Here is an 11,207-nt window from a genome sequence, read left to right on the forward strand (position 1 = left end):
GCCTCGCGTCGGCGAAGATGGGCCCATGACGACGATCGAACCCCTGGGCGCGGTGCGCGAGCGGGTCCTGGCGAGCCTGCGGGAGGACATCATCGCCGGGCGCCTGGGGCCGGGCGACCGGCTCGTCGAACGGGAGCTGGCCGAGCGGTTCGGCGTCTCGCGGGTGCCGGTGCGGGAGGCGATCCGCGCCCTGGTCGCCGAGGGCTTCGTCCTCTTCGAGTCGGCCCGCCGCACCGTCGTACGCCGGCTGACCCCGACCGATGTCCGGGAACTCTTCGAGCTGCGCGAGGCGTTGGAGGTGTACGCGGCGGGGCTGGCGGCGTCCCGGGTGACCCCTGAGGCCCTGACGGAGCTGCGGGAACTGCTCGACCAGGCGGAGCGGGCCACGAAGGAGGGCGATGCGGAGGCGATCACTGACATCAACACACGCTTTCACGACCGTATCCGCGCCCTGGCCGGCAACAGCCTGCTGATCTCGGTCATGGAGCCGGTAGACGGCCGCCTGCGCTGGCTGACCCGGCAGAACGAGGAATGGCCCCAACTCCTCACCGAGCACCGCGAGTTGTACGAGGCGATCGCCTCCGGCGACCCGGACCGCGCCCGCACCCACGCCCTCGACCACGTCCGCGCCAACTATCGCTCGACGGTACGGCACCTGTTCGGAACCGATGCTGCCGACGGTCACTGAGCCGAAAGCGACGGAGGGGCCGCTGCCGACGCCTGAGGGGGCGGCCGTCGACTGAGAAGTGGCTCCCGGGGAGAGAGGCCGCACCGGCCCACCGACAGCTACCGACCTACGGACGGCTGCCGGCCTACGGACGACTGCCGCAGGCCGGCCGCTTGTGCCGCCGTGCTCAGTACCTCGCGGAGCATCTGCGGGGTGAGCCGGCCGGTGAAGGTGTTGCGCTGGCTGACGTGGAAGCAGCCGAAGAGGTCCAGTCCGTCGAGCGGGACCCGGGTGCCATGGGCGAAGGCCGGGCGGGGCCGGGGCACGGTCCAGCCCGCCTCGGCGAACGCGGGCAGAGCGGCCTGCCAGCCGAAGGCGCCGAGGACGACCACGGCCCTCAGCGTCGGGCGCAGCAGCCTCAGCTCCTGGACCAGCCAGGGGCGGCAGGTGTCGCGCTCGCCGGGGGTCGGCTTGTTGGCGGGCGGGGCGCAGTGCACGGGCGCGGTGACGCGGACGCCGTACAACTCCAGCCCGTCGTCGGCGCTGACGGAGGCGGGTTGCGAGGCGAGCCCCACGTCGTAAAGCGCCTGGTAGAGCACATCTCCGGAGCGGTCGCCGGTGAACATGCGGCCGGTGCGGTTGCCGCCGTGCGCGGCCGGGGCCAGGCCGATGATCGCCAGCCGGGCGTCGGCCGGACCGAAGCCGGGCACCGGCCGCCCCCAGTACGTCCAGTCGGCGAACGCGGCCCGTTTCGTACGGGCCACCTCCTCGCGCCACTCGACCAGCCGGGGGCAGGCCCGGCACCGCGCGACCCGCCGGTCGAGCCGGGCGAGAGCGCTGCTGTCGTCCATACGGCCACGGTATGCCCCTGGCGAGCGGGACGAGGATCGGGAAAGGCGAACCTTCTCTTCCGCTCTGCGCCGATGGCTCTCCGGTGGTGGCGGCCGTGTTCGCCCCCGCTCTCGGTGCTGCTCGGGCCAGTTCGTTGACCAGCGGGGTCGAACCACCGGTCGCGATGCAGGACACCTTGGATCCCCACGCCCGCGCGAGCGCCTCCGGAGCCGCCCGACAGGCGGCACCGCCGGTGACGGCTTCGAAGCCGGGTCCGGTGTCGCCGGGCGTGACCGTGAGCGGAACACCGAAGGGCCTGAGCGACCGCAGACGCCCGACAACCGCCACCTGTGCCTCGCTCGGGGTCCTGCAACGGGTGGAACCGCACGTTCAGCTTGGCGTGGGCGTACGGTACGGCGGCCGAGGCGGCGCGGTCGACGCTCGGTGTGTCGAGTCCGATGACCGTGATCGCCGGACCGCTCCACAACCACTCCGCCAGCGTGCCGCCCCCCATGACCGGCACTCCCTCCTCCAACAGCCCATCAACCCTGCCCACCGTGTCCACGCCACCTCCGGCACTCCGTGCCCCCGCCTCCGACTCGATCCCGTCAACAGCCACGGCGGCGCGGAGGCCCGGCGCATCCGGGGTGCGCCAGGACGGGCGCGGCCCACCACCACGCCGGGCGTCGCCAGACCCAGACCCGGGAAATGGCCTCCGGCGCACCCGGTCGAGGGGGTTAAGGTCGGGGCATGGCTTCCGAGGATGCGGACGAGATCGTGAACCGTGGCACCGACGGACCGGACGGAACCAGCCCCGCCCAGGATGCCCAGGGCTCGGCTGTCTCCGAAGACCAGCCCGTCGATCCGAAGGTCGCCGCCGCGGTGGCCGCCGCCGAGGCCGCGGGGCCGGCCAACGGCGAGACGGTCCGGATCGACAGCTGGATCTGGGCCGTGCGTCTGATCAAGACGCGTTCCCTGGGCGCCACCGCCTGCCGGGGCGGCCACGTCCATGTGAACGGTGAGCGGGTGAAGCCTGCCTACTCCGTACGCGTTGGCGACGAGGTGCGCCTGCGGCACGAGGGCCGCGAGCGGATCGTGATCGTCAAGCGCCTGATCCGCAAGCGGGTCGGCGCCCCTGTGGCCACCCAGTGCTACGTCGACAATTCACCTCCGCCCCCGCCCCGCGAGGCCGTCACCCCCGCCGGCCTCCGCGACCGCGGCACCGGCCGCCCCACCAAGCGCGACCGCCGCGAACTGGAACGACTTCGCGGCCTCGCGAGCCCCGGCGCCCCAGGCGGCCTCGGGGCCTGGGGCGGCGCCCCAAGCCCCGGCGGCTTCGCCGGACTTGGCGGACCCGGTGGCCGGGGTGGCTCCGGATCGGGCGGGCCCGGCGGCTCCGATGGCCGGAGTGGCTCCGGCGCAGGCGGGCACGGTGAATCCGGCCGGTCCGGCAAGCGCGGCGGATCAAGTGGGACAGGGAGGCACGCCTGATCCGGGGCCGACAGGCGCGGCCAGCCCGGGACTGACAAGCGCGGCGGATCTCGCTGGACCGGCAAGCACACCTGATCCGCAAACCGGCAAGCGAGGCCGAACCGAGTCCGGCGAGCGCGGCGGATCCGCGTCGGGCAGGCACGGCAGATCCGGCTACCGGCAGGTGCGTCGGATCCGGGGACCGGGAAGCGCGGCACATCCGAGTCCGGCCGGACTGGCCGACCTACCCCCGGGCGGCGGCCCAGAGGCCTCGCCCGAAGGCGTCATCCCCTCTGCACACCGCAGCACCGCCGGCCAGGCCCCCGCGCCCGGTCGACGGCGTCGATGCTGCGTGCCAGGGTCACCGGCGCAGCGCCAACCGCAGCAGTTCCCCGTTGTGCTCACGGCGGGCCCAGGCGATCAGGGCGAGCGGCACGATCAGGATCAGCGGGGTCGCCGCGTTCTGGCCGTGGAAGACCGTGAGCTGCACGATGAACGCGCCCACCATGAGGGCGCTGAGCGCGATCGCCGCGAGGGACTGCAGCACGGGGATCAACAGCGCGACGGCACCGGCGAGTTCGAGCGCGCCGATGGTGTACATGGCCCCGCTGCCCCAGCCGATCTTGTCGAAGGACTCGACGGCCGAGGGGTGCGCGATGAGCTTGGGCAACGCGCTGGCGACGCCGTAGAACAGCGCGAGCAGCACCTGCACGGACCGCAGCGCGATCCGGGCCGCGCGCCTCCGGCCGCTGAGGGAGACAGTGGAGGCGACGGAAGCGGTGGAGGTGGCAGAGGCGGTGGTCTCGGACATGAGGGTCTCCTGGGGGAAGCGGTGCGGGTTGCTTTCACAGAGGTAGACCCCACGCGGTCCGGGAACTCATCGCTCTCCGGCCAACCGATGTGACCCGGTGCCCGCTATGCCTTCGGCACCGCCCGCACCCATGTCCCGTCCGGTGTCAGATACTCGTCCACCTCCAGTCCCGCTTCCTCCAGTGCCGACTCGAACTGCTCCTTCGTCAGGGGCCGGGCCAGGAACGTCTGGGTCCAGGCCGCATCGGGGAAGACATACTCCGCGCGGACCGAGTTCACTCCGTCTCCGGCAGGCTCGACCGAGGCGATCCGTATGGTGAAGCCGCTCGGGTCGACGCGCTCCCTCGGTACGTTCGTGTGGTAATCCTCGCCCTCCCGCTGGATCAGCACACAGCCGCCCTCCCCCACATGCCGGGCGCAGGTGCGCAGCATGCCCCGGCGGACCTCCTCGTCGCCGGTGTGGACGAGGAACGACGCCAGCATCACCACGTCGAACTTCTCGCCGCCCAGGTCCAGTTCCTCGATGGGGCCGCATATCGTGCGCGCCCCGCGGACCCGGCTCAGCATGTCGGGGGACTCGTCCACCGCCGTGACCGTGAAGCCGCGGTCGAGCAGGGGGTGGGTCATCCGGCCCACTCCGCTGCCCAGCTCCAGGATGTGCGCCCCGGCCGGTACCGCCGCGGTGATGACGTCCGGCTCCTCGCCCACCGGCAGCCGCTCGTACAACTCGACCGCGCAGCCGTCCGGGGTGATCGCACCGGGTCCCGTGCCCTCGTATCCCTCACGCATTTCGACCGTCATGCCCGAACAACGGCCCGCCTCCGCACGCCCGTTCCCGTTCGGCATCGGTTCACCCGTTCGAGCTATCTCGCGGCTCCGGGGCAACTCCGGCTAATCAGCAAGAGTTGACTCGGTCCGGAACGGGAACCATCCGTGCCCGATGTACCAGTGGCCGCCCGCCCGCAGATGGTCCCCCACGGCCCGCTCCACGGATGTGCGACGCGGCAGCTTTGCGACCGGCAGGTCGGGGTCCCCGAAGACGAACTTGACGGGTTCGGTGTCGGACGGCTCGGTGTCCTCACGGGCGGTGCGGAAGCGTTCCTGGAAGCGGACGATGTTGGAGTCGGCCTGCAGGTACCGCTTCAACTGCGGGTCGAGCAGCCAGGAATGGCACAGCGCGGCCACCGGCCGCTCCTCGGGGAAGTGCCGGGCGAAGAACTCACGGGCCAGGGCCAGCGAGCGGTCGCAGGCGGACGGGGTCAGCGGGCCGTGGAAGTCGGGGATGTGCAGGTTGAGGCAGGACGTGCCGGGGACGGCGTCCAGTCCGGCCGCCGCGAGCACCGGTGCCGTGCGCTGACCGAGCCGCGCCCGCTCGAACTGCAGCCGGCCCAGCTGGAACAGCTCGCCGCGGAAGTGGCGCACAAGCCAGCACCGCGCGTTCACCCCCGTCGTGCCGTGCCGTCTGCGGTGCACCGCGATCTGACGGCCCAGGTCCGCCAGGGTGCGCCGGGAGATCTCGGGCGGGACGCCACGTTCCCGGTGCCGGGCGAGGGTGCTCGGGACCGCGGCGAGGAAGACGTACACGGCGAAGGTGCCGCTCAGCCCGGCAGGCGCCGCGTCGAACAGCTCCGCCAGGTCGGGTGGGTGGCCGGTCCCCTCCGGTCCGCGGAACAGCTCCTCGACGCACTCCCGCAGGAGTCTCAGCGCGCCCGGGTCACCGGTCACCCGGGACCGCAGGGCCACCAGCGCGTTGATGTCCTCGTGCGGCACGGCCAGGTCGAGGAGCAGTTCGGGCAGGTCGTCGGCGTCCGGCAGCATCGGATCCCCCCTTCGGCGAGCGGCGGACGAGTTCGACGAGCGGCGGTCGGGCGCCGTTGATGAACGTCGTCACCGAAGAGTACGTTGCAAGGAGGAGTGGTGATCCGATGCGTACGGGCAGTGAACCGGCGACCGCGCGCAGTGCTCTGCGGGCGCGGTTCTGGCTGAGCATGTGGGGACTGGTCTGGTCGGTCTTCGGCACGGCGGCGTTCGCGCTCGTCGGGCGCCCCGGCTGGGCGGCGGCCTGCGCGGTGCTGTGGCTGGTGGCCACCGTCGACATGGTCATGATCCTCCGGCACATCCGGCAGGGCCCGCACTATCAGCCGGGCCGCGACGTGCCGCCGTACCGGCCGCCGGAGAGCGGACCGCCGTTCCCCGGGCCACCTCGGCATCGCCATCCGTGATCGACTGTGGCAGAGCCGTCCATGATCAACCGAGTCGGCGTCATCCGTGGTCCACCGAGCCACCGGCACCCGTGATCCAGCAGGCCACGGGCATCCGCGACACCCGCGTGTGGTGCGTGCTCAGTCGTCGAAGCGAGCGGCCTTCAGGTACTGCGGGTTGGGGTCCAGCGCGGCCGCGAGGCGAAAATGGCGTTTGGCCTGGTCGGAGCGGCCCTGGCGTTCATAGGTGCGGGCCAGTGCGAAGTGCGCGAACGCGTTGTCCGGCTCGCGCTCCAGCACGATCGTGAACTCCAGCTCGGCGGGCCGCAGTTGCGCTGCCGCGAAGAAAGCCCGCGCGCGGAGCAGCCGGGCCGCCGTGTTCTCGGGATGCACGGCGATGACTCCGTCGAGCAGCTTCACCGCGCCCCGTGGGTCCCGCGAGTTGAGCAGATGCTCGGCTGCGCGGAAGTCGATGACATGCGTCTCCGGAGTACGTCCGGTGGAACCGCTGGTCTCGGGCACGGCTGAGTCCTTCCCTCACTGCAGGGTTTCAACGCCCGCGGAGGGGGCCGCTATTCCGAGTCCCGTTCCGCGGAACCCTCGCGGGCCCGCCGTACGAGGTGCTCCCACACCTCGTCGACGCGCTTGCGCAGCGCGTCCAGAGGTACGTCGTTGTCGATCACGATGTCCGCGATCTCCCGGCGCTGCTCGCGGCTCGCCTGCGTGGCCATACGCGCGCGTGCGTCCTGCTCGGTCATCCCGCGCAGCCGGACCAGCCGGTCGAGCTGGGTCTCGGGGCTCGCGTCCACGACGACCACAAGGTCGTAGAGCGGTGCCAGGCCGTTCTCGGTGAGGAGAGGTACGTCGTGGATCACGACGGAGTCGGCTCCCGCGGTCTCCTCCAGCGCGCGGGAGCGGACACCCACCAGGGGGTGCACGATCGAGTTCAGGACGGCGAGCTTCTCGGGATCGGCGAAGACGATCGAGCCGAGCTTGGGCCGGTCCAGGCTGCCGTCGGCAGTGAGGACGTCCGTGCCGAAGGCCTCGACCACGGCGGAGAGACCGGACGTGCCCGGTGCCACGACCTCGCGCGCGATGCGGTCCGCGTCGATCAGCACGGCGCCATGCTCCACGAGCAGCCGTGACACCTCGCTCTTGCCGGCGCCGATCCCACCGGTCAGGCCCACTTTCAGCATGAGCGAAAGCCTAGGCCCTGCCACTGACAGCGGGAGTGGCGGAGGTCAGTTGTCGCCCTCCCGCTCCGCCAGGAACCGCTCGAACTCGCGCCCGATCTCGTCGGCCGACGGGATCTCCACCGGCTCGGCGAGCATGTTGCCCCGGGTCTCGGCGCCCGCGGCCGCGTCGTACTGGTGCTCCAGGCCCTGGACGAGCGCGGTGAGTTCCTCGTCGCCCTCCTGGATCTGCCGGTCGATCTCCGTCTGTGTGCGATGCGCGTCGGTGCGCAGCGAGTGCGCGACACCCGGCAGCACCAGCCCGGTGGCGGCCGTGATGGCCTCCAGGACGCTCAGGGCGGCGTCCGGGTACGGCGAGCGGGCGATGTAGTGCGGGACGTGCGCGGCGACGCCCAGGACCTCGTGCCCGGCCTCCATCAGGCGGAACTCGACGAGCGACTCGGCGCTGCCGGGCACCTGGGCCTCCTCGAAGGGGCTGCGGTGGCCCGGGACGAGGTCGGTGCGGTTGCCGTGCGGGGTCAGTCCCACCGGGCGGGTGTGCGGAACGCCCATGGGGATGCCGTGGAAGTTCACCGAAAGGCGGACGCCGAGCCGCTCGACGATCTGCTGGACGGCAGCCGCGAACCGCTCCCACTCCACGTCCGGCTCGGGACCGGACAGCAGCAGGAACGGGGCACCCGTGGCGTCCTGGACCAGGCGGACCTCAAGGGCGGGCACCTCGTAGTCGGCCCAGCGGTCCCGCTTGAAGGTCAGCAGGGGCCGACGGGCGCGGTAGTCCACGAGCCGGTCGTGGTCGAAACGGGCGACGAGCTGATGGGGCAGTGAGTCGAGCAGCCGGTCGACGATCTGGTCTCCGGTCTCGCCCGCGTCGATGTATCCGTCGAAGTGGTAGAGCATGACAAGGCCGGCCGACTCCTGGGCGAGCGCCATGTCGACAACGGCGAGGCCCTTCGGCTCCCATGCGTACAAACCCTGCGGATCAAGCACTGTGACCGCTCCTCCTCGTGTTCCTCAGGAACAACGCGCCCTGGAACGCGAGCATTCCCGAAACCGGCCACTGATCAGGGCTGTCCCCCCAGCTGCCTTGACGGTCCGTCAGAGGGGCGGGGCAACCCCCTGGCGGCGCGGGGCCGTATCGATATGCGGCTCCGCCGCGTGGGCGCGGCAAGCCACAGCGGACCCGCAGACGAACAACATCGGAAAGACCCCGAAAACGCCTGAGGGGCCGCACCTCGAAAGGTACGGCCCCTCAGAGCCGGCTATCGGCTAAGCCCAGCGGCTAGCGTTCAGCTCTGGCCACCGGCGAGCTTCTCGCGCAGCGCGGCCAGCGCCTCGTCCGAGGCCAGGGCACCGGAGGTGTCCGCACCCTCGGAGGAGTACGAACCGCCACCCGACGCGGCCGGAGCGGCAGCCTCGCCGCCCTCGGCGGCAGCGGCGGCGTCGGCCTCGCGGGACTTGATGACCTGCTGCTGGTGCTGCTCGAAGCGCTGCTGCGCCTCGGCGTACTGGCGCTCCCACTCCTCGCGCTGCTTCTCGTAGCCCTCGAGCCAGTCGTTGGTCTCGGGGTCGAAGCCCTCGGGGTAGATGTAGTTGCCCTGGTCGTCGTAGGACGCGGCCATGCCGTACAGGGTCGGGTCGAACTCGACCGAGGCCGGGTCGGCACCGAAGGACTCGTTGGCCTGCTTCAGCGAGAGGCTGATGCGGCGGCGCTCGAGGTCGATGTCGATGACCTTGACGAAGATCTCGTCGTTGACCTGGACGACCTGCTCCGGGATCTCCACGTGGCGCTCGGCCAGCTCGGAGATGTGGACCAGACCCTCGATGCCCTCGTCCACGCGGACGAACGCACCGAACGGAACCAGCTTCGTGACCTTACCGGGCACGACCTGGCCGATCTGGTGGGTGCGGGCGAACTGCTGCCACGGGTCCTCCTGGGTCGCCTTCAGCGACAGGGAGACACGCTCGCGGTCCATGTCGACGTCGAGAACCTCGACGGTGACCTCCTGGCCGACCTCGACAACCTCGGACGGGTGGTCGATGTGCTTCCAGGACAGCTCGGAGACGTGGACCAGACCGTCGACGCCACCCAGGTCCACGAAGGCACCGAAGTTGACGATCGAGGAGACCACACCGGAGCGGACCTGACCCTTCTGCAGGGTCGTGAGGAACGTCTGGCGGACCTCGGACTGGGTCTGCTCCAGCCAGGCACGGCGGGACAGGACCACGTTGTTGCGGTTCTTGTCCAGCTCGATGATCTTGGCCTCAAGCTCCTTGCCGACGTACGGCTGGAGGTCGCGGACGCGGCGCATCTCGACCAGGGAGGCCGGGAGGAAGCCACGGAGGCCGATGTCGAGGATGAGACCACCCTTGACGACCTCGATGACGGTACCGGTGACGATGCCGTCCTCTTCCTTGATCTTCTCGATGGTGCCCCAGGCACGCTCGTACTGGGCGCGCTTCTTCGAGAGGATCAGGCGGCCTTCCTTGTCCTCCTTCTGGAGGACCAGGGCCTCGATCTCGTCGCCGACGGCCACGACCTCGTTCGGGTCGACGTCGTGCTTGATCGAGAGCTCTCGGCTCGGGATGACACCTTCGGTCTTGTAACCGATGTCGAGCAGGACCTCGTCCCGGTCGACCTTCACGATGACGCCGTCGACGATGTCGCCGTCGTTGAAGTACTTGATCGTCTCGTCGATCGCGGCGAGGAAGGCTTCCTCGTTACCGATGTCGTTGACCGCTACCTGCGGGGTGGTGGCGGTGGTCTCGGTGCTGCTCGTCATGTGGGAAAGGGCTCCGGTACGGACATTGAAGTCGTAGGTACTGCTTACGCCGGGAGCCCGTTTCGCTCTGCAGAAGCCGGACAGCCAAGGAAGCGCCACCTTGTGGACACCGGGTGCCCGGTGGCGCCTCGACAACCGAGGGGACATACAACAGATGCGAGCGCAGCCTGCTACGTCTGAGGTGCGCAGGCCCGCAGCGCAACTTGTAGCATACGGGGGCAGCCGGACAGGGTCAATGCGCGAAGGCGCACACCAGGGGCGGATCGCCGCATATCCGGCAGAAGAAACGTCCCTTGAGGCCACGCAGGCCGGTGGGACCACTCCCGTGACGACCCCCTGACGGGTTGGACGGAAGAGTACGACGAGGGAGCCGATCATCCAAGAGCCGGAAGCGCATGAGCCCGAAGGACCCGAGGACTTCGAGCCGGAGGCCACGCGGCGTGACGCCGATGTCACGGAGAGCTCGCGGGCCAACCGTGGCTGGTGGGACCGCAACGCGGACGAGTACCAGGTCGAGCACGGCACGTTCCTCGGCGACGACCGCTTCGTGTGGGGTCCGGAAGGCCTGGACGAGGTGGAGGCCGAGCTGCTCGGCCCGCCGGAGGAGCTGAAGGGCAAGGACGTCCTGGAGATCGGCGCGGGCGCGGCGCAGTGTGCGCGCTGGCTGGCCGCCCAGGGCGCCCACCCGGTGGCGCTGGACCTGTCGCACCGCCAGCTGCAGCACGCCCTGCGGATCGGCGGATCGTTTCCGCTGGTCTGCGCGGACGCCGGCGCGCTGCCCTTCGCGGACGGCGCCTTCGACCTGGCCTGCTCGGCGTACGGGGCGCTGCCGTTCGTCGCGGACCCGCGGCTGGTGCTGCGCGAGGTGCGCCGGGTGCTGCGGCCGGGCGGCCGGTTCGTGTTCTCGGTGACGCATCCGATCCGCTGGGCGTTCCCGGACGAGCCGGGCCCCGAGGGCCTGTCGGTGTCCTCCCCCTACTTCGACCGCACGCCGTACGTGGAGCAGGACGAGGAGGGCCGCGCGGTCTACGTCGAACACCACAGGACGCTCGGCGACCGCGTCCGGGACATCGTCGCGTCCGGCTTCCGGCTGGTGGACCTGGTGGAGCCGGAGTGGCCGTCCTGGAACACCTCGGAGTGGGGCGGCTGGTCGCCGCTGCGCGGGAACCTGATCCCGGGCACGGCCGTCTTCGTGTGCGAGCGCGACTGAGACAGTGGCGGCGTCCACGCGCGCGTGGGGGCCGTTTTCGCCGTC

Annotated in this window: 12 protein-coding genes; 4 read left to right on the plus strand and 8 right to left on the minus strand. The window is 70.9% G+C overall.

The annotated features are described in order from the left end of the window. The first annotated feature begins 25 nt into the window (after positions 1 to 25). Positions 26 to 688 (plus strand): GntR family transcriptional regulator, encoded by a 663-nt coding sequence (locus AV521_RS21580; protein ID WP_076090108.1) that lies wholly within the window; start codon positions 26 to 28, stop codon positions 686 to 688. A 98-nt stretch (positions 689 to 786) separates the two neighbouring features. Here AV521_RS21580 and AV521_RS21585 read toward each other — a convergent pair whose 3' ends face one another. After that, complete coding sequence (locus AV521_RS21585; protein ID WP_076090109.1) at positions 787 to 1,518, minus strand: uracil-DNA glycosylase; 732 nt, start codon at positions 1,516 to 1,518, stop codon at positions 787 to 789. Positions 1,519 to 2,248: 730 nt separating this feature from the next. Here AV521_RS21585 and AV521_RS21590 point away from each other — a divergent pair. Continuing rightward, a complete protein-coding gene (locus tag AV521_RS21590) occupies positions 2,249 to 2,989 on the plus strand; it encodes an RNA-binding S4 domain-containing protein (RefSeq protein WP_076090110.1) in 741 nt (246 codons plus the stop codon). Positions 2,990 to 3,329: 340 nt separating this feature from the next. Here the strand turns inward: AV521_RS21590 and AV521_RS21595 are convergent, their stop codons facing one another. The 3 genes from AV521_RS21595 to AV521_RS21605 all read right to left on the minus strand — a co-directional run bounded on the left by AV521_RS21595 (position 3,330) and on the right by AV521_RS21605 (position 5,596). Further along, the gene (locus AV521_RS21595) at positions 3,330 to 3,779 is read right to left on the minus strand and encodes a DoxX family protein (RefSeq protein WP_076090111.1); all 450 of its coding nucleotides are present in this window, start codon (positions 3,777 to 3,779) and stop codon (positions 3,330 to 3,332) included. Positions 3,780 to 3,883: 104 nt separating this feature from the next. Continuing rightward, positions 3,884 to 4,567: a bifunctional 2-polyprenyl-6-hydroxyphenol methylase/3-demethylubiquinol 3-O-methyltransferase UbiG gene (locus AV521_RS21600; protein ID WP_076090269.1), complete on the minus strand. Its 684-nt coding sequence runs from the start codon at positions 4,565 to 4,567 to the stop codon at positions 3,884 to 3,886. A gap of 102 nt (positions 4,568 to 4,669) precedes the next feature. Next, positions 4,670 to 5,596, minus strand: coding sequence for an acyltransferase domain-containing protein (locus AV521_RS21605; protein WP_076090112.1), 927 nt, complete (start codon positions 5,594 to 5,596; stop codon positions 4,670 to 4,672). A 107-nt stretch (positions 5,597 to 5,703) separates the two neighbouring features. Here AV521_RS21605 and AV521_RS21610 point away from each other — a divergent pair, with 107 nt between their 5' ends. After that, positions 5,704 to 6,000, plus strand: a complete 297-nt coding sequence (locus AV521_RS21610) for a DUF6343 family protein (protein WP_107480972.1) — start codon at positions 5,704 to 5,706, stop codon at positions 5,998 to 6,000. Positions 6,001 to 6,120: 120 nt separating this feature from the next. Here AV521_RS21610 and AV521_RS21615 read toward each other — a convergent pair whose 3' ends face one another. The 4 genes from AV521_RS21615 to rpsA all read right to left on the minus strand — a co-directional run bounded on the left by AV521_RS21615 (position 6,121) and on the right by rpsA (position 9,952). Beyond that, a complete protein-coding gene (locus AV521_RS21615) occupies positions 6,121 to 6,501 on the minus strand; it encodes a tetratricopeptide repeat protein (protein WP_076090114.1) in 381 nt (126 codons plus the stop codon). Positions 6,502 to 6,551: 50 nt separating this feature from the next. After that, the gene (gene coaE, locus AV521_RS21620) at positions 6,552 to 7,175 is read right to left on the minus strand and encodes a dephospho-CoA kinase (protein ID WP_076090115.1); all 624 of its coding nucleotides are present in this window, start codon (positions 7,173 to 7,175) and stop codon (positions 6,552 to 6,554) included. A 45-nt stretch (positions 7,176 to 7,220) separates the two neighbouring features. Next, on the minus strand, positions 7,221 to 8,159 hold the full coding sequence (locus AV521_RS21625) for a PAC2 family protein (protein WP_076090116.1): 939 nt from the start codon (positions 8,157 to 8,159) through the stop codon (positions 7,221 to 7,223). Between the two features lie 299 nt (positions 8,160 to 8,458). Further along, positions 8,459 to 9,952 (minus strand): 30S ribosomal protein S1, encoded by a 1,494-nt coding sequence (rpsA, locus tag AV521_RS21630; RefSeq protein WP_076090117.1) that lies wholly within the window; start codon positions 9,950 to 9,952, stop codon positions 8,459 to 8,461. A 373-nt stretch (positions 9,953 to 10,325) separates the two neighbouring features. Here rpsA and AV521_RS21635 point away from each other — a divergent pair, with 373 nt between their 5' ends. Then, the gene (locus AV521_RS21635; protein WP_107480973.1) at positions 10,326 to 11,162 is read left to right on the plus strand and encodes a class I SAM-dependent methyltransferase; all 837 of its coding nucleotides are present in this window, start codon (positions 10,326 to 10,328) and stop codon (positions 11,160 to 11,162) included. The last annotated feature ends 45 nt before the right edge of the window (positions 11,163 to 11,207 follow it).

The organism is Streptomyces sp. IMTB 2501, assembly GCF_001953885.1.
Taxonomy (GTDB): domain Bacteria; phylum Actinomycetota; class Actinomycetes; order Streptomycetales; family Streptomycetaceae; genus Streptomyces.